Genomic DNA, 17958 nt, shown 5'->3' with positions numbered 1-17958 from the left:
GGGCCTAGGCCGCGGCCTCTTCCTTGATCGTCTCCAGCGCCTGGTTGAAGCCGCCGCTGGTCAGCGACGAGCCGGCCACTTTGTCGACCTTCAGTTCATCGAGCGGCACACCGGTGACGACGTCGGCGATGCCGTCGATGAACTGTCCCTGGAACTGCTTGGTCTCCGGCGCCTGCGGGTCGCCGGTCACCTCGACGTCGGTCACGACGCCTTCCGCCAGCGTCAGGGTCACGGAGACCTTCTCGACGGTCTCGGGGGTCTGGTACGAGCCTTCGGCGGTGTACGTTCCGTCCTTGTACGCGGAATCGGTCGCCGCATCGTCGGACGGTGCGGAACTGGTCGTGGACTCCGGACTCGTGGCCGTGTCGGTGTTGCCCTCTGCGTCAGCGGGAGCCGAGCAGCCCGCGAGGACGAGAAGTCCTGCGATGCCGGCGAGCGCTGCGCCCTTGCGGACGGAAGTCGGTACGGTCGTGCGGATCATGATGGCCCTCCCGGCTGAGTGTCTTTCGATGGGATGTCGATTTTACGACGATAGAAAGCAGACCTATGCGCGGGCTGTGCCGAGTCCGACTGTTACGCGTCGCCGCCGAACATGCTCGTGACGGAACCGTCCTCGAAGACCTCGTGGATGGCGCGAGCGAGCAGCGGTGCGATCGGCAGGATCGTGAGCTTGTCCCAGCGGCGGGATTCGGTGAGCGGGATCGTATCGGTGACGACCACCTCGTCGATCGACGCGTCCTGCAGCCGTTCGCTGGCCGGATCGCTGAAGATCGCGTGGGTCGCGGCGACGATGACCCGGTGCGCACCTGCGGCCTTGAGCGCTTGTGCAGCCTTGACGATCGTGCCGCCGGTGTCGATCATGTCATCGACGAGCAGGCAGGTGCGGCCTTCGACCGTGCCGACGATCTCATGCACGGAGACCTGATTGGCGACGCGCGGGTCGCGGCGCTTGTGGATGATCGCCAGCGGCGCCCCCAGGCTGTCCGACCAGGTGTCGGCGACGCGCACCCGGCCCATGTCGGGCGAGACGACGGTGAGGATCTCGCGATCTTCAGGGCTCAGCGTGCGCTTGAAGTGCTCGAGCAGCACCGGCTTCGCGAACAGGTGGTCGACGGGGCCGTCGAAGAAGCCCTGGATCTGGGCGGCGTGCAGGTCGACGCTCATGACACGGTCAGCGCCGGCGGTCTTGAGAAGATCGGCGACGAGGCGGGCGCTGATCGGCTCTCGACCGCGGCCCTTCTTGTCCTGACGCGAATACGGGTAGTACGGGGCGACCACGGTGATGCGCTTCGCCGACGCGCGCTTGGCGGCATCGATCATGATCAGCGTCTCCATCAGCCATTCGTTGACCGGTTCGCCGAACGTCTGGATGAGGAACAGGTCGCAGCCGCGGATCGACACCTCGAAGCGGGCGTAGATCTCGCCGGAGGCGAAGGTGCGGTGCTCGGTCGGAGCGAGCTCGGTACCGAGATCCGCAGCGACGGCTGCGGAGAGCGCGGGGTGGGAACGGCCACCGGCGACGACCAGCCGCTTCTTCGTCTTGGCCACGAGTCCCGGCGCGATGCCGTTGTCGCGATCCAGATCGACCGTCTTCTTCTTGCGCGCCATGGTCCGCCTATTCCGCCGTTTGTTCCCGAGCCGCAGCGTCCGCTGCGCCCGTTCCTGCCCTGTTCTTCTCGACCCACCCCTCGATGTTGCGCTGAGGAGCGACGCTCATGGCCAGAGCGCCGGCAGGGACATCCTTGCGGACGACGGCGCCGGCAGCTGTCTTCGCACCAGCCCCAAGCCTAACGGGAGCGACCAGCACTGTGTGCGACCCGGTGTGCACCGCGTCGCCGATCTCGGTGCGGTGCTTGTTCACATCGTCGTAGTTCGCCGTGATCGTGCTCGCGCCGAGGTTCACGCCGCGGCCGATCGTCGCATCGCCCACGTATGACAGGTGCGGCACCTTGCTGCCCTCGCCGATCTCGGCATTCTTGGTCTCGACGTAGGCGCCGATCTTGCCCTTCGCACCGAGGACGGTGCCAGGGCGCAGGAACGAGAACGGCCCGACCGTGGCCTCGGCACCGATCACGGCCAGCGTGGCGTCGGTGCGGCGAACGATCGCGTCCTCCCCGACCTCGCAGTCGACGAGAGTCGTGTCGGGGCCGATGATGGCGCCTTCGGCGATCGTGGTCGCCCGGAGGATCTGCGTGTTCGGCAGGATCGTGACGTCGGGTGCGAGCGTGGCGTCGTCGTCGATCCAGGTGGTGGCCGGATCGATGACGGTGACGCCGGCGACCTGCCAGCGGCGCACGATGCGGGCGTTCAGGAGGCGCCCCACTTCGGCGAGCTGCGCGCGGTCGTTGACGCCATAGGTGACGGTGACATCGGAGACGACGGATGCCGCGACGCGGTCTCCGTCGCGGCGGAGCAGTCCGGGGACATCCGTGAGGTACATCTCCCCTTGCGCGTTGTCGACGCCGACCTGGGGAAGGTACCGGCGCAGCGTCGCGGCGCGGAACACGTACATACCGGCGTTGATCTCGTTCACCGCGGCTTCTTCGGCCGTGGCGTCCTTCTGCTCGACGATCCGGTCGACATCGCCGTCGAGATCGCGGATGACGCGCCCGTAGCCTGCGGGGTCGTCCACCACGGCGGTCATCAGCGTCGCCGGGGCGCCCGCGTCGCGGTGGGCCGCGAGGAACTCCGAGAGAGCGTCGACGTCGGCGAGCGGGCAGTCTCCGGAGAGCACGAGCACATCACCGTCGAACTCGGCAGGCAGGGCATCGACAGCGACCTGCACGGCGCGACCGGTGCCGGGGATGTCGTCCTGGTCGATGAAGACGGCGTCCGGATACGACTCGCTCAGAACCGCCACGACCTGGTCGCGCTCGTGACGCACCACGACCTCGATGTGATCGGCGCCGAGCCGAGCGGCCGTCGTGAGCACGTGCCCGACGAGCGGGCGACCACCGATCGGGTGCAGCACCTTCGGCAGCCGCGATCGCATTCGGGTGCCTTGGCCTGCGGCGAGGACGATGATCGCGAGATTGTTCCCAGTCATGCTCCGCCGCCAGGATTCGAACCTAGACCTAACAGCTCCAAAGGCTGTCGTGCTGCCATTACACCACGGCGGACCACGGCCCTCACGAGAGGTCCGCCTGACAAGTCTGCCATGACCTCGGCGCACTGCCTGCGGGAACGGTGCGAGAAGCGGTCGCGTCATCAGACCGAAATACGGAACTGGGATGCTGGTGATCATGACCATCACCATCGAGCGGGTCGAAACGCCCGTCCCGGCCGTCTCCGAGTTCATCACCGCGCATCACGCGGAACTCGTGGGCACCGCACCGCCGGAGAGCTGCCATGCGCTGCCGTTCGAGCGGCTGCTCGCACCGGGCGTCCGGCTCTTCGCCGCATTCGAGGACGATCGGGCCGTCGCCTCAGGTGCGCTGGCAACCGTGGATGACGATCATGAAGAGTTGAAGTCGATGCGCACCGACCCAGGGATGCGCGGTCGCGGACTCGGCAGGATGATGCTGACGTTCCTGATCGACGACGCGGCGCGACGCGGCATCCGACGGCTCTCGCTCGAAACCGGCAGCGACGACTTCTTCATTCCCGCCCGGACGCTGTACGCGGGCGCCGGGTTCGTCGAGTGTGCGGCGTTCGGACGGTATCTGCCGGACCCGCACAGCACGTTCATGACGCTGTCGCCGGTGCACTCGATGTCCCCGCCGAAACCGGCGCACACGCGATAATGGAGAGATGAGCGCAGCGGACGAAGTCGATCGGATCGTCGGCGCATGGAACACCCAGCGGCCCGATCTCGACTTCTCACCGCTCGAGGTCCTGTCGCGGATGGATCGGCTCTCCCGCCACCTCGACCGCGCCCGTCGTGACGTCTTCCGCCGCAGCGACCTGGAGCCGTGGGAGTGGGACGTGCTCTCCGCGTTGCGCCGAGCCGGTGCTCCTTTCCAGCTGTCTCCGAAGCAGCTGATGCAGCAGACCCTCGTCTCCAGCGGCACCATGACGAACCGCATCGACCGCCTGGTGGGCCGTCGTTTCGTGCACCGCGAGGCCGACCCGGTCGACGGTCGCAGCATCCTGGTGACACTCACCGATGACGGACGCACCAGGGTGGATGCCGCGATCACGCGTCTCGTCGATGTCGAGTCCGACCTTCTCCAGGCGCTGTCCCGCAGTGATCGGGACCGGCTGGCCGGCCTGCTGCGCAAGCTCAGCCTGAGCTTCGACGCCTGAGACCGCCGTCGGGGGCCGACCCGCCCGGCCCCCGAGCTGCGATCACGCGTCGCGATCGATGACGACGACGACCTTTCCGGTCACCCTCCCCGACTCGACGCGCTCCTGCGCCGCGACGAGCTCATCGAGACCGAACTCCGAGTCCAGGTGCACCTCGACCTCTCCGGCATCCGCGAGCGCGGCGATCTCAGCCAGCTGCCCGCCGGACGCTGCGACGAGGATCCGTTCGACCGGCGCAGCGCCCCATTCGGCGAGCAGGGCGCTGTCGTCCGCTGAGAGACCGGTGATGGTGATGACAGCGGTTCCCTCGGTGACCGTGCCGCGCGGGGGCAGCATGCCGTCCACGGTCACGATCACTGCGTCGACGCGGTTCAGCGAGGCGAGACCGTGCTCGTCCCGATAGTCGACGACGTGGTCCGCACCCCAGCTGCGCAGGAGTTCGTGCTTCGCCGCGCTGGCCGTGGCCGTCACCTCGGCTCCCCTGGCCTTCGCCAGCTGGATCGCCAGGTGCCCCACTCCCCCGGCACCGCCGAGCACGAGCACCCGCTGCCCCGCGCCGACGGCGGCGGCCTCCAGCGCCTGCCACGCGGTCAGCGCAGCGAGCGGTGCAGCGCCGGCCTGGGCGATCGTCCACGCGTCCGGGGCGGCAGCGAGGTCGCCCGCTGCGACCACCGCGTACTCGGCCAGCGTGTGCGCGGCGGCCGGGAATGCAGCGAGAGCGAATACCCGATCGCCGGGTGACCACGCGCTCACATCCGGCGCGACCGTCGCGACGACGCCGGCCACGTCCCAACCCGGTCGATCGGAATACGTGATCGGTCCGAAATCGGTGGCCGCCGCGCGGATCTTCACGTCGACCGGATTGAGCCCGGCCGCGCCGACCTTGACGACGACCTCGCCAGGACCGGGGGTCGGGATGGCGATATCGGTGATCGAGATGACCTCCGAAGCGGGTCCCGCACCGGAGTACTTCACTGAACGCACGTGGTCTGCCTTTCATTCGAGCGGCCGATCCGGCCGCAGCATCCAGCCTGTCGTGTCATCCGACGGCCCAACAGTGGCCATAAAGACAATATGTGTCACGATATAGCCATGCATCGAGTCGTGATCGTCGCTCTTCCCGGCGTCTACCCGTACGAGCTGGGCATCCCCTCTCGTTTCTTCCGCGCCGCTCGTCGCGACGGGAAGCCGCTGTACTCGGTCACGACCTGCAGCCTGGATGGCGGACCGGTGCAGACCAACGCCGATTTCTCGATCACTCCGTCGGCGGATCGGAGCGCACTCGCGACCGCCGACACCATCATCGTTCCGCCGTGGAGCGCCGCTGAGACCTCCGGTGACCCGATCGGCCTCTCGGAGTTCGCCGAACGACGCGTGGTCAGCTATTGCACCGGCGCATTCACGGTCGCGGCCTCCGGTCTCCTGGACGGCAAGGAGGCGACCACCCACTGGCACGCCTCCGCCGACTTCGCAAAGCGCTTCCCCCAGGTGCGCCTGCGGCCAGACGAGCTGTTCGTCGACACCGGCACGATACTGACCGCCGCAGGCGCCTCGGCAGCGGTCGACGCGACGATGCATCTGATCGCGCGCGATCACGGCGCCGCGGTCGCTGCGACCGTCTCGCAGATCACCCTCGCAGCTCCCCACCGCGGAGGCGGGCAGCGTCAGTTCATCGCGCGGCCGACCATCGCGCCGCCGAACAGCGGCTCCGCCAGCGACATCCAGAACTGGCTGATGTCCCGGATCGACGAGCCGCTCGTGCTGAATGCCGTCGCCGACCGGTTCGGAATGAGCGTACGAACCCTGACCCGGCGCTTCCGAGCCGAGACCGGCCGCACCGTCGGCGACTGGTTCGCCGACGCCAGGGTCGATCGCGCGCGCGAACTCCTCGAGACCAGCGACCTCCTCGTCGATGATGTCGCCGCCCGCTCGGGCTTCGCAACATCGGCGTCGCTGCGCAAGCACTTCCGCGATCGGATCGGGCTGTCGCCTCACCAGTATCGATCGCGCTTCACCCAAGCCGTCTAGGCTGGTGCGAATGGCCATGCTCTCCCCTCTTCCCGTGCGCAATGGCGTCGGCGCCACGCGTCTGCACGTGCCGCTCGACGGTCCATGGGAGACGGTGTCGGACTACATGGTCGAGCGGTTCTTCCACCTCGATCCCGAGGCTCTGCTGGCTCGTTTCGACGACGGCGAGATCGTCGCCCGCGACGGCAGTGCGGTGCGCCGCGACGCGCCCCTGGGCGCCGAAGAGTTCATCTGGTACTACCGCGAACCGCCCGAGGAGAAGCGCATCCCGTTCGAGGTGGAGGTGCTCCATCAGGACGAGAATCTGGTGGTCGTCGACAAGCCGCACTTCCTGCCGACGACGCCCGGCGGCAGGTATCTGCAGAACTCGGCGCTGGTGCGATTGCGCATCGCCCTCGGCATCCCGGACCTCGCCCCGATGCACCGGCTCGACCGCGCGACGGCCGGACTCCTGATGTTCGCCACGCGGCCCGAGACCCGTGGCGCGTATCAGCTGCTGTTCGAGAACCGTCGCGTGGAGAAGGTCTACGAAGCGGTGTCGGCTCGGCCGCTGGACTGGGACGGATCCCGATTCCCGCTCGTCTATCGGAACCACATCGTCAAGCTCCGGGGACAGGTCTGCGTCGAGGTCGACGACGAGCGCGAACCGAACTCCGAGACGCTCATCGAGCTGCTCGGCGACGATGATCGGGTCGTGCACACGCTGCTCCGACCGCACAGCGGCAAGATGCACCAGCTCCGCGTGCACCTGGCAGCCCTCGGTCTCGGCATCCTGAATGACGGCTTCTATCCGACCCTGCTTCCGGAGACGCCGGACGACTTCGACCGGCCGCTGCAGCTGCTCGCCCGCGAGCTGCGGTTCGTCGATCCGCTGAGCGGTGAGGATCGCGTGTTCACGACGCGGCTGACGCTGCAGGACGCGCCGGCTCGCTGAGTTCTCGAAGAAGTCAGCGCCGCATGATCTTGCGCGCCAGCCTGTTGCCGAGCAGCTGCACGAGGTGCACGAACACGACGATGAGCACGATGGCCGCCCACATCACCACAGGTTCGAACTGTCGGAAGCCGTAGATCTGGGCGAAGGCACCGAGACCGCCGCCGCCGATGAGGCCGGCCATCGCCGTCATGTCGATCAGCGCCACGATGATGAAGGTGTAGCCGAGGATGAGCGGCCCGAGCGCTTCGGGGATCGCGACGGTGAAGAGGATGCGCCAGGGGCCGGCCCCCATCGCGCGCGCCGCCTCGATGACGCCGGGCGACACCGAGACGAGGTGCTGTTCCACGATGCGTGCGATCGCGAAGGATGCGGCCAGCCCGATGGCGAACGCACCGGCGTTGGTGCCGATACCCACCCCGATGACGGCACGCGCGAGCGGCTGGGAGACCGCGGCGATGAAGATGACGAACGGAATCGGTCTGAAGAAGTTGATGATCGTGTTCATCACGATGTTCGCCGGCCGATTCGGGAGGATTCCGCCGCTACGGGTGACGTAGAGCACGACCCCCCAGACGAGACCGAGGATGCCGCCGAAGACGAGGGCGATCGACGTCATGTACAGCGTCTCGAGTGCGGCGACCCAGAACTGGGGCCAGAGTTCGTTCAGGCGATCCATCAGCGGGCCTCCTCTCGCGAGATCTCGGTCACTTCGACGCGCTGACCGATGACCTCCAAGGCCCGGTCGATCGCCGCCGCATCGCCGCGGATGGCCAGCGTCAGGTGCCCGAAGGCCCGACCGCGGATGTCGTTGATGCCGCCGAAGACGAGCTCGAACTCGAGGCCCTCCTGCGCGAGATCCAGGAAGACCCTGGCCTGTGAGGTGCTGCCGTCACGGAAGGAGAACGTCACCAGGCGGCCGGTGTGCCGCTCGCGCAGCACGGACAGCTCGGAGGGCGACGGGATGCCCTTGACGACAGTGCCGACGAAGCGTTGCGATGCCGGGTTCTGCGGGGCGGAGAACACATCGAACACGTCGCCCTGCTCGATGACGCGTCCGGCCTCCATGACGGCGACCTTCGTGGCGATCGTCTGGATGACGTCCATCTCATGCGTGATGATGACGATGGTGACGCCCTGCTCCTGGTTGACGCGCTTGAGGAGGTCGAGGACCTCGTGGGTCGTCTGCGGATCCAGTGCGCTGGTGGCCTCGTCGGCCAGCAGGATGGCCGGTCCCGTCGCGAGCGCCCTGGCGATGCCGACGCGCTGCTTCTGCCCGCCGGAGAGCTGCTCGGGGTAGGCCTTCGCCTTGTCGCTGAGCCCGACGAACGACAGCAGCTCGGCGACGCGGGCCTCGATGTCTGCCTTCGACCAGCCGGCGAGCTTCAGCGGGTAGGCGATGTTCGCCTTCACGCTCTTCGCGGAGAACAGGTTGAACTGCTGGAAGATCATCCCGATCCCGCCGCGGACGCGGCGCAGTTCGCGCTCGTCCAGCGCGGTGATGTCGACGCCGTCCACCGTGATGGTCCCGCCGGTGGCGGGTTCGAGCGCGTTGATCAGCCGCACCAGGGTCGACTTGCCCGCGCCCGAGTAGCCGATGATGCCGTAGACATCGCCCTTGTCGATACTGAGTGTCACATCGTCGACGGCGACGGCGACGACGTCGCCGGCGCCTCTGTCGGACGACGGATACGCCTTCGAGACGTTCGTCAGGCTCACGATCGGCATGGGATCTCCGGTGTTGATCGATGGATACGGCGAATCGGGCGACGCGATGTGCGCCGCCCGATTCTCTCGCATTTCGGCTGAACGAAGGGTCTCAGCCCTTCTGAGCCTCGGTGTCCTTCTCGACCTTCTTCAACGAGGCGACGAGGTCCTTGACCGGAGTCTGCAGCGAGACGTTGGTGTTGCCGGAGGACTCCGCGAGTCCCGCCTGCACAGCCTCGTCGGTCTGGAAGATCTCCACCAGCTTCAGATACGTCTTGTTGTCGGCATCCTCTGCGCGGGCCGCGAAGATGTTCACGTACGGCAGCGCATTGGAGTCTTCCGGGTCATCCTGGGCGATGGCGTCGTCGAAGGTGAGCCCGGCATCGGTCACGAAGTCGTTGTTGATGATCGCCGCGGCGACATCCGGCAGCGAGGTGGGGATGAGCGCCGCTTCGAGCGCGGTCACCTGGACCTTCGACTTCGCGGTGTCGACATCCGCGAGGTCGGAGAAGATCGTTCCGCCGCTCTTGAGCTCGACGAGACCGGCCGACTGAAGGACGAGCAGTGCGCGCGCCTGGTTCGTGGCATCGTCCGGAACGACGACCGTCTCACCCTTGGGGATGCTCTTCACGTCGTCGTACTTCTTCGAGTACAGCCCCAGCGGGAAGATCGCTGTCGAGCCGATGACCGTGAGGTCCTTGCCCGAAGCGACGTTGTAGCCCGCGAGGTACACGATGTGCTGGAACTGGTTCAGGTCGAGCTCACCTTCGGCGAGCGCCGGGTTCGGCTGCTCGTAGGAGCCGAAATCGACGAGCTCGACCGTGATTCCCTCATCGGCGGCCGCGTCGACGAACGCTTCCCACTGCGGCTCACCCTTGCCGACGACACCGATCTTCACGGTCTCGTCAGCCGGAGCGTCTGCGCCGTCTGAACCGGCGCCGGACGTCGCCGTGGCGCAGCCGGACAGCGCGATGAAAAGCGGGACCGCGGCGAGCGCGGCGATGATGGATGTGGAGCGACGGGACATGACTTTCGGGTTCCTCTCGTGGGGGGACTCCGCAACGCTAAGCGGGGTACCTCACGCGCGCGGAATCGAGCTGTCACAGAGCGTCACAGCCTCGAAAGATCAGTCGAGCTGTTCGGTGAGCTCGAACCAGCGCAGCTCCAGCTCCTCGATCTCGGCCTGCTGCGCACTGATGGCCTTCATCTTCGTGCCGAGACCCTCATAGTCGCCCTGGTCGTGCTCGGCGAGGGCCTGCTTCGCCGCATTCACCTGCTGTGTCAGCTTCTGGATGCGCCGCTCGAGGGACGCGATCTCCTTCTGCGCCGTGCGGAGCGCTGCACCGTCGAGGCTTGCGGATGCCGATGCGGTCGCGACCGCAGAGGGCTTGGCATCCCGCTCCAGCGTGCGCAGCCGGAGGTACTCGTCCACGCCACCGGGAAGGTGACGCAGGTGCCCTCCCAGGATCGCGTACTGCTGGTCGGTGACGCGTTCCAGGAAGTATCGGTCGTGGGACACGACGATGAGGGTGCCCGACCACGAATCGAGGAGGTCCTCGATCGCGGCGAGCATGTCGGTGTCGAGGTCGTTGGTCGGCTCGTCGAGGATCAGCACGTTGGGCTGGTCGAGCAGCACCAGGAGCAGCTGCAGGCGGCGCTGCTGGCCACCCGAGAGGTCCTTGACCGGAGTCGACAGCTGCGCCGAGTCGAAGCCGAGCCGTTCCAGGAGCTGCCCTGGCGTGAGGTCCTGCGCCTTCGATCCGGCGCCGAGGGTGTACGAGGTGCGCAGCCGCGAGATGACGACCCTCACCGGCTCCTTCCACACCTCGGTGAGCTCATCGAGGCGCTGCGTGAGGGTCTTCACCTTCACGGTCGTGCCACGCTTGACCCGCCCGGCGGTGGGGGCGACGGTTCCCGAGATCAGGCCGAGCAGCGTGGACTTGCCGGCGCCGTTGACCCCGAGGATTCCGGTGCGCTCCCCCGGCGCGATGCGCCATTCCACGTCGCGGAGCACTTCGCGCGACGGCGCGGATTCCGTCGCCGGGAAGGTCACACTGACGTCGAGGAGGTCGACCACGTCCTTGCCGAGTCGCGAGACGGCGAGAGACTGCAGCGACACCTTGTCGCGGATCTCCGGAACGTCAGCGATGAGCTCGTTGGCCGCGTCGATGCGGAACTTCGGCTTCGCGGTGCGCGCGGGGGCGCCGCGGCGCAGCCAGGCGAGCTCCTTCTTGGCCAGGTTCTGCCGCTTGGCCTCGGTGGCCGCGGACATCCGGTCGCGCTCGACGCGCTGCAGGATGTACGCCGCATACCCGCCCTCGAAGGGCTCGACGATGCGGTCGTGCACCTCCCACGTCTCGGTGCAGATCTCGTCGAGGAACCAGCGATCGTGGGTCACGACCATGAGCGCACCGGAATTCGCGGCCCAGCGCTTCTTGAGGTGCCCGGCGAGCCAGGTGATGGCTTCGACGTCGAGGTGGTTGGTGGGCTCGTCGAGGGCGATGACATCCCAGTCGCCGGTGAGGAGCTTGGCGAGCGAGACACGGCGGCGCTGACCACCACTGAGGGAGAGGACCGGAGCATCCCAGGCGAGATCCTTCAGGAGGCCCTCGATGACATCCCGGGTGCGAGCATCCCCCGCCCATTCGTATTCAGGCGTGTCGCCGACCACCGACTCTGCGACGGTGAGCGAATCGTCGAGAGTGTCGGCCTGATCGAGCACACCGATGGTCGTTCCCTTGCGGACCGTGACGCGTCCCGCGTTCGGCTGCTTGAGACCGGCCAGCATGCCGAGGAGGCTCGATTTTCCGTCGCCGTTGCGACCGACGATGCCGATGCGATCCCCCTCTTCGATTCCAACGGTGACGGAGTCGAAGACGACCCTGGTCGGGTACTCGAGATGGAGGCCTTCGGCCCCGAGAAGATGTGCCATGTTGCTATCCAGGGTAGTTGGCCTGGATGCGAGGATCCTGCGCCGGCCTTTGTATCTCCATCGTGATACAAGTTGTGATAGACATATGACACAACTCATCGATCGGAGACGACAATGCCGCAGAGAAGCACTTTCATGTTCGGCCCGATGGAACTCGTCGGTGCGGCCTTGTCGCTCCCCCTGTTCTCCTTGGTGATCGCCGTGATCATCGCCGGGGGCATCCTCGTCTTCGCGACTCGGCAGAGGCACGGGACTCGTGTCGCTGCACCGACTCCCCACCCCGTAACCCAATCGGTCACGGCGAGATACCTGCCCGAGCAGCGCGCCCTTCGCGTCATCGCGATCGCCGTGGCCCTCGTCTTCGCGGTGGAGAACATCGTTCGCGGATACGTCCTCGCCATGTCCGACCAGATTTCGTGGTGGCGATACGCCACTCCCGTCTTCTCAGCATTCGTCGGCATGGTCGTGATCTTGGGAATGGTCGCGATTCGAGGAACGACGCAGCCTGAGGTCCCCGTCGTGCCCGCATCCCGTCGCACCTGGACGAGTTTCAGCCCGCGACCGGGCCTCATCGGCGTGTGTCTCGCACTGCTCGCCCTGGCGGCGACGACCATCGCCGCGGGGCTGTCTTCATCGGCTGATGATCACGGCCGATACATCTGGCTGGAGATCCCCGTGCCCAACGAAGCCGCGATCGACCCGATCCGCCCGTGGTTCTATGGCTGGGCCTACGGTGTTCCGGTGCTGATCTGCCTCGCCGCTCTCTCTTTCGCGACCTGGGCGGTGCTCCAGCGCAACGCGGAGCGCCCCTACATCCGGCCCGAGACCGTCGCCGCCGAACGGGGCGCCCGTCGCGAGGTCGCCATCGGCGCCGTACGCGTCGCGACCGCCGGCATCCTGCTCGCACTGGCCGGCGCCTGGCGGTTCATCGCAAGCGCCGGATCGGGCTCGACGCTGGTGATCGAGGGCCAGAACGGGGGTGCGCCCTACGACATGACGTGGCGGTATGCGGAACTCGCCATCGCCGCCGGCTGGTTCGCACCGATTCTCGAGGTCACCGCATTCGTGCTGCTCCTGCTCGTCGCTATCCGTCCGCGTCGCGCGCTCGCCGCCCTTTCCTCACCGGACCAGACCGACGTCCAGGCCCACGCAGAGGCCGCGCTGTGACCGAGCGTCCCCTCCTGTCTTCGACAGAGGAGGGAAGCCCGGCCATGGACATCTATCGGCAGCTTCGCGGACTCATCGTCTCCGGTCAGCTGGGCGCGAATGAGCGCCTGCCGACCGTGCGCCAGACGGCGAACGACCTCGGTGTCGCCGCCGGGACCGCAGCGAAGGCCTACAAGATGCTGGAGCAGGACGGCCTCGTCGTCAGTCGCACGGCCGCCGGAACCCGCGTCGCCGAGTCGGCCGCTGTCCTCCCCCTCTCCGTCATCCGGCACATTCGGGATCTGGTGGCCGATGCCGTCTCGACGGGGGTCGAACCCGACGACGTGATCGACGTCCTGCGCGCCGTCTGGCGAACCGACGCCCCCTGAACCGAGCGCTCAACCGACCCGCCCAACCGCCCAGCGCCGTGCAGACGACCAATCTCGACGAGTGCACTTTGCCCGTTCCGACAAGGCCTGAGGAGACCCCCACCGGAAGACTTCGGTCATGGACAACGAGACCCTCGCGCAACTCCTTGCACAGCTCGTCGCACAATCGGCAGACCCCTCCGGCCCCGGTCTCGCCGTGGGGATCTACCACGGCGGGACGTTGACCGCTCACGCCGAGGCCGGACTGGCATCAGTCGAGTTCGGCGTCCCTATCGACGAGGACACCCGTTTCGACATCGCCTCGATGAGCAAGCAGTTCGCGGCGACCGCTGTGCTGCTCCTCGCCCGTGACGGACTCATCGACCTCGAAGACGACATCCGATCGCACCTGCCGGAGCTGCGGCTGACGACGCCCGTGACGATCACGCAGTGTCTGCAACATACCGGCGGGCTGCCGGAATGGCTGCAACTCACCGAACTCACCGGGCGTCCCCTCACTCGGATCACCCAGAACCAGACGCTGGAGTTCGTCGCCGGCCTTGCGACCCTCAACTTCACCCCCGGCTCGTCCTTCAACTACTCCAACACGGGGTATGTCCTCGCCGCCTCGCTGGTGCACCGGGTCACCGGTCGCACCCTCGGCGAGTTCGCCGCTGAACGGATCTTCGCCCCGCTCGGCATGCACCGCACCCTCTTCCGCGAGGACAGTCGCGCAGTGCTCTCGGAGTTCGCGTACGGATACGAGACGGTCGCCGACCACCTGCAGCGGGCGGACTCCGAGGAGTGCGCCGTCGGCGATGGAGGTCTGGTCACGAGCCTGAGCGAACTCGGCGCCTGGTTCCGCTTCCTGAGAGACGGTGACGCTCTCGGAGACGACATCCGCGACACGCTCGTCGACAGCACCCCGACCTTTCCCGATGGAAGCGTCGGGCCTTACGCCTACGGCATCTATCACGCCGATCTCGGAGGCGAGCGTGCGATCGGCCACGCCGGCGCCGTCGCCGGGTACCGCTCGCACCTGTACTACCTTCCCGAGAGCGACCTCGGCGTCGTCGTGCTGGCCAACCACTCCGCCGTGCGCCCTACTGTCATCGCGACGAAGGTCGCGCGCCACGCCGCCGGGGTTCCCGAGCCGGCCGCCCCCACACTCGTCGATGGTCGTGATGCCGCCGCCCCCGCAGGTGGATGGTGGATCATGCGCGGTGCCGATGAGTCGGTGTGCACCCAACCGCAGCCGGATGGCACCCTGACCCTGTCCGGATTCCAGAGCGGACACTTCCGGCTCGCCGACGACGGCTGGTGGTATGGCGATGATCGGGGAGAGGGACTCCAACTGCTGATCGACGCCGACCGGCTTCGCCTCCGCATCGACATGCGCCCTGGCCGAGATCTCACCTTCGAGCGCTGTGCCGCCCCGGATCCCTCCGCCGCTCCGCCGGTCGGAAGCTATCTCAGCCCCGAGCTCGGCACTCTCGTGACCATCGAGCCAGATGGAAGGTTCCGCATCGGCCTCGACCTCGTCGGTCGGATCGAGCCAGGCCCGGATGGCACGTTCAGCGCCGGCCAGGCCTCGGTGCGGCGCGATGGCGACGACGTCCTCCTCGGCGCCTTCGGCGTCGACGGAATGCGGTTCGTGCGACAGCCGGATGGCACCGTGATCGTGGGCGCCCCGCGGGGTCTCGAACGGTTGTGAAGGATTCCGGCTGGCACCCAGGGGCTTTCACGCCCGCGGCGTCGGCGAGCCCCCTCCAGACACGGCATCCTGGAATGATGACCGCCGAGACCTCACCGACCACCCTGGGAACCCTGTTGGACACCCTGGGGACGACCGTGCTCCGGCCTCTGGCACTGCCGGGAGGGCGCGATCGGGGTGCCGGGCATCCGGTGATCCTCGATCCGGACTCGAATGAGCACCACGGAGGCGACTCGATCGTGCTCGCTCCTGGCCGCCCCTCGGTCGAGCTGATGGATTGGGCTGCGGGCGCGGGCGCGGCCGCCATCGTCGTTCGCACCGGAGCGATCGACGCCGCGTCCTGGGGCCAGGCGGCCCGCCGCACGGGAGTGGCCGTGCTCGAATCCGCGCCCGACGTCGCCTGGGGTCGGCTCTACACGCTCATCGACGCGATCAAGACGATGTCCGGCCCGATCTCCGACGCCGACAACCGCCACTCCGCCGATCTTTTCCGGCTCGCGAACGACATCGCCCTGCGCACCGGCGGGGCCGTCTCGATCGAAGACCTGGCCATGCGCGTGCTCGCCTACTCGACGATCCCCGGGCAGGAGGTCGACGGGCTGCGGCGCGATGGCATCCTCGGTCGCCGCGTTCCGGATGACCCGACGAATGCCGAGGAGTACGCCGCAGTGCTCCGGTCGGTCACGGCCGTGCTCAGCCCTCCGACCGCCACAGTCCGCCCGCGCCTGGCGATCGCCGTGCGCGACCGGGGTGAGGCGCTGGGCAGCATCTGGGTCCTCGAGGGATCGACTCCCCTCTCCGAGGATGCCGCTGAGGTGCTCGCCGAGGCAGCACCGAGCGCGGCCGCACAGCTGGCGCGGTTCAACCTCGTCGCCGATGCGGACCGGAGACAGCGCACCGAAAGACTCGGGTGGTTGATCCGCGGTTCCGGCGCGACCGGGAGCATCGCGGAGCATTTCGGCCTGGAGCGATCCGGCGCGACGACGGTGATCGTCATCGATCGGATTCCCGAACAGCGCACCAGCCGCACCGGTGTCTCGATGCACACGGCAGCCGCCTATGTCGGCGATCTGCTGCGAACCGGTCTCTCGGCGTACCGGATCCCCGCGGCCGCCGGCGCGTTCGAGGGACGCGCGATGGCTGTGGCGGGGACCGTGGCTGACGCCACGGTTCTGCAATCCATCGTCGCAACCGTGCTCGCACGGGCGACGGAGAGCATCGGCGATGGCTGGCGCGCAGGTCTGAGCTCCACCCTCGCGGGACTCTCCGACATCCCCACCGGTGCCAAGCAGGCCGCGCACGCATGGCGCGTGGTGGCGAACATGCCAGGACACGGGGAGATCGGTCTGCACGAGAACCTCGGACCGGGGCTGCTCCTGATGGAGATCCATGCCACCGTCGGCCAGAGCGAACTCGTCGGCGGCGAACCACTCAGAACACTCACCGCGCACGACGCCGCCACCGGCACCGACTACGTCAAGAGTCTGAGCCGGTGGATCAGCGCGAACTATGACGTCGCCCGCGCCGCGGAGCTTCTCATGCTGCACCCGAACACGCTGCGGCATCGCCTGCGCCGCATCGCCGAAGTCATCGACATCGATGACCCCGACCTTCGACTCGTACTCGCGCTCCAACTGCGGTTGCGAGACATCGAGGAATCTGCGCGCTGAGTACGGAATGAGCCGCCCGGGCACCAGGCCCGGACGGCTCATCTGTTCCCGCAGAGTCGTTACTGGTACGACTTCACGATCTCCAGGAGGCTCGGAACGTTGGCGTACGCCTCGGCCGCGTTCTCCTTGGTCACGATCAGCGGCTCGAGCAGGTACGAGTCCACGATCTTCTTTCCGTTGTCGTACGACTCGGTGTCGTTGACGTCGACGTCCTCGCCCTTCTGCAGCTGGCCGACCATCTTGATGGCCTGCTCGACGAGGAGCGCGGTGTCCTTGTTGATCGTGGAGTACTGGATGCCCTCCATGATCGACTTCACCGACTCGACCTCGGAGTCCTGGCCGGTGACGACCGGAACGGTCTTGCCGGCCTGCTGCACCGAGGTGATGATGGCGCGAGCGAGCGTGTCATTCGGCGAGAGCACACCGTCGAGAGCCGTGTCGCCGCCGTACGATCCGGTGAGGATCGTGTCCATGCGGTTCTGGGCGTTCTCGGCGAGCCAGCCCTCGGTCGCGGTCTGCGCGATCTCGGACTGACCGGAGACGACCTTGAGCGTGCCGTCTTCGATCTTCGGCTGGAGCACGTCCATCGCGCCGTCGAAGAAGACAGCCGAGTTGGCGTCATCCGGCGAGCCGGAGAACAGCTCGATGTTGTACGGCGCCTCGTGGCCCGCACGCTCGGCGAGACCGTCCAGCAGAGCCTGCCCCTGCAGCTGACCGACCTTGAAGTTGTCGAACGCGACGTAGTAGTCGACGGCCTCGGTGTTCTCGATGAGACGGTCGTAGGCGATCACGTAGGCACCGGCATCCTTCGCCGCCTGCACCTGCGTGGCCAGCTGCTTGCCGTCCTTCGCGCCGATGATGATGACCTTCGCGCCACCGGTCACCATGGCCTGGATCTGGTTCTGCTGTTCCGCCACGGTGTTGCTCGCCGGCGCATACTGCACGTCGGCCTTGAACCCGGCCTCTTCCAGCCCGTCGGTGAACAGCTTGCCGGCGAGAACCCAGTTCTCACTGGTCTTGTCCGGAAGGGCGACGCCGATCGTCGATCCGGCCTCGAAGCCGGTCGTCTCCGCCTCGGTGCCGGTGCCGGTGTCGCCACCGCCGCGCTCACCGGAGCAGCCGGTGAGGGCGAAGGCACTCGCGGCGACGAGCGCTGTCGCCGTGATGATGATCTTCTTCATGTGATCTCTTTCTCTGGTATGCGACGGATGCCTCGC

At 67.4% G+C, this 17958-nt stretch carries 17 protein-coding genes and 1 tRNA gene; 8 read left to right on the top strand and 10 right to left on the bottom strand.

The annotated features are described in order from the left end of the window. Positions 1–4: 4 nt before the first annotated feature. The 4 genes from MRBLWO13_RS11375 to MRBLWO13_RS11360 all read right to left on the bottom strand — a co-directional run bounded on the left by MRBLWO13_RS11375 (position 5) and on the right by MRBLWO13_RS11360 (position 3119). Positions 5–481 carry a hypothetical protein gene (locus tag MRBLWO13_RS11375; RefSeq protein ID WP_341974109.1) on the bottom strand — a complete coding sequence of 159 codons (477 nt, stop codon included), beginning with the start codon at positions 479–481 and terminating at the stop codon, positions 5–7. A 92-nt stretch (positions 482–573) separates the two neighbouring features. Beyond that, on the bottom strand, positions 574–1608 hold the full coding sequence (locus MRBLWO13_RS11370) for a ribose-phosphate diphosphokinase (RefSeq protein ID WP_341974108.1): 1035 nt from the start codon (positions 1606–1608) through the stop codon (positions 574–576). Between the two features lie 7 nt (positions 1609–1615). Next, positions 1616–3046: a bifunctional UDP-N-acetylglucosamine diphosphorylase/glucosamine-1-phosphate N-acetyltransferase GlmU gene (gene glmU / locus MRBLWO13_RS11365; protein WP_341974107.1), complete on the bottom strand. Its 1431-nt coding sequence runs from the start codon at positions 3044–3046 to the stop codon at positions 1616–1618. Between the two features lies 1 nt (position 3047). Continuing rightward, positions 3048–3119: transfer RNA gene (locus tag MRBLWO13_RS11360), tRNA-Gln, on the bottom strand. A 123-nt stretch (positions 3120–3242) separates the two neighbouring features. Here MRBLWO13_RS11360 and MRBLWO13_RS11355 point away from each other — a divergent pair. Both MRBLWO13_RS11355 and MRBLWO13_RS11350 read left to right on the top strand, forming a co-directional pair. Next, complete coding sequence (locus MRBLWO13_RS11355; protein ID WP_341974106.1) at positions 3243–3743, top strand: GNAT family N-acetyltransferase; 501 nt, start codon at positions 3243–3245, stop codon at positions 3741–3743. Between the two features lie 7 nt (positions 3744–3750). Next, positions 3751–4245, top strand: coding sequence for a MarR family transcriptional regulator (locus MRBLWO13_RS11350; protein ID WP_341974105.1), 495 nt, complete (start codon positions 3751–3753; stop codon positions 4243–4245). 42 nt (positions 4246–4287) lie between these two features. Here the strand turns inward: MRBLWO13_RS11350 and MRBLWO13_RS11345 are convergent, their stop codons facing one another. Further along, positions 4288–5229, bottom strand: a complete 942-nt coding sequence (locus tag MRBLWO13_RS11345; RefSeq protein WP_341974104.1) for an NADP-dependent oxidoreductase — start codon at positions 5227–5229, stop codon at positions 4288–4290. Between the two features lie 108 nt (positions 5230–5337). Between MRBLWO13_RS11345 and MRBLWO13_RS11340 the strand changes: the two genes are divergently transcribed. Both MRBLWO13_RS11340 and MRBLWO13_RS11335 read left to right on the top strand, forming a co-directional pair. Next, a complete protein-coding gene (locus tag MRBLWO13_RS11340) occupies positions 5338–6273 on the top strand; it encodes a helix-turn-helix domain-containing protein (RefSeq protein WP_341974103.1) in 936 nt (311 codons plus the stop codon). A 16-nt stretch (positions 6274–6289) separates the two neighbouring features. Continuing rightward, on the top strand, positions 6290–7207 hold the full coding sequence (locus MRBLWO13_RS11335) for a pseudouridine synthase (RefSeq protein ID WP_341978359.1): 918 nt from the start codon (positions 6290–6292) through the stop codon (positions 7205–7207). 13 nt (positions 7208–7220) lie between these two features. Here the strand turns inward: MRBLWO13_RS11335 and MRBLWO13_RS11330 are convergent, their stop codons facing one another. The 4 genes from MRBLWO13_RS11330 to MRBLWO13_RS11315 form a co-directional block, all read right to left on the bottom strand. Further along, entirely contained in the window at positions 7221–7883 is a 663-nt protein-coding gene (locus tag MRBLWO13_RS11330; RefSeq protein ID WP_341974102.1) for a methionine ABC transporter permease, read from the bottom strand. Beyond that, on the bottom strand, positions 7883–8932 hold the full coding sequence (locus MRBLWO13_RS11325) for a methionine ABC transporter ATP-binding protein (RefSeq protein WP_341974101.1): 1050 nt from the start codon (positions 8930–8932) through the stop codon (positions 7883–7885). The genes MRBLWO13_RS11330 and MRBLWO13_RS11325 overlap by 1 nt, the downstream gene beginning before the upstream one ends. 91 nt (positions 8933–9023) lie before the next feature. After that, positions 9024–9938 (bottom strand): MetQ/NlpA family ABC transporter substrate-binding protein, encoded by a 915-nt coding sequence (locus MRBLWO13_RS11320; protein ID WP_341974100.1) that lies wholly within the window; start codon positions 9936–9938, stop codon positions 9024–9026. 99 nt (positions 9939–10037) lie between these two features. Continuing rightward, entirely contained in the window at positions 10038–11843 is a 1806-nt protein-coding gene (locus MRBLWO13_RS11315; RefSeq protein WP_341974099.1) for an ABC-F family ATP-binding cassette domain-containing protein, read from the bottom strand. A gap of 135 nt (positions 11844–11978) precedes the next feature. Here MRBLWO13_RS11315 and MRBLWO13_RS11310 point away from each other — a divergent pair, with 135 nt between their 5' ends. The 4 genes from MRBLWO13_RS11310 to MRBLWO13_RS11295 all read left to right on the top strand — a co-directional run bounded on the left by MRBLWO13_RS11310 (position 11979) and on the right by MRBLWO13_RS11295 (position 16741). Then, complete coding sequence (locus MRBLWO13_RS11310) at positions 11979–13010, top strand: hypothetical protein (protein ID WP_341974098.1); 1032 nt, start codon at positions 11979–11981, stop codon at positions 13008–13010. Further along, entirely contained in the window at positions 13007–13378 is a 372-nt protein-coding gene (locus MRBLWO13_RS11305) for a GntR family transcriptional regulator (RefSeq protein ID WP_341974097.1), read from the top strand. Before MRBLWO13_RS11310 ends, MRBLWO13_RS11305 begins: the two co-directional genes overlap by 4 nt. Before the next feature lie 118 nt (positions 13379–13496). After that, entirely contained in the window at positions 13497–15071 is a 1575-nt protein-coding gene (locus MRBLWO13_RS11300; protein WP_341974096.1) for a serine hydrolase domain-containing protein, read from the top strand. A 77-nt stretch (positions 15072–15148) separates the two neighbouring features. After that, entirely contained in the window at positions 15149–16741 is a 1593-nt protein-coding gene (locus tag MRBLWO13_RS11295) for a helix-turn-helix domain-containing protein (protein WP_341974095.1), read from the top strand. Between the two features lie 59 nt (positions 16742–16800). Here the strand turns inward: MRBLWO13_RS11295 and MRBLWO13_RS11290 are convergent, their stop codons facing one another. Beyond that, positions 16801–17922, bottom strand: coding sequence for a sugar-binding protein (locus MRBLWO13_RS11290; protein WP_341974094.1), 1122 nt, complete (start codon positions 17920–17922; stop codon positions 16801–16803). Between the last annotated feature and the right edge of the window lie 36 nt (positions 17923–17958).

This window comes from Microbacterium sp. LWO13-1.2 (assembly GCF_038397725.1).
In the GTDB taxonomy this organism is placed as follows: Bacteria; Actinomycetota; Actinomycetes; order Actinomycetales; family Microbacteriaceae; genus Microbacterium.
Note: the sequence above shows the minus strand (reverse complement) of the source record. Positions and strands in the feature narration are given on the sequence as shown.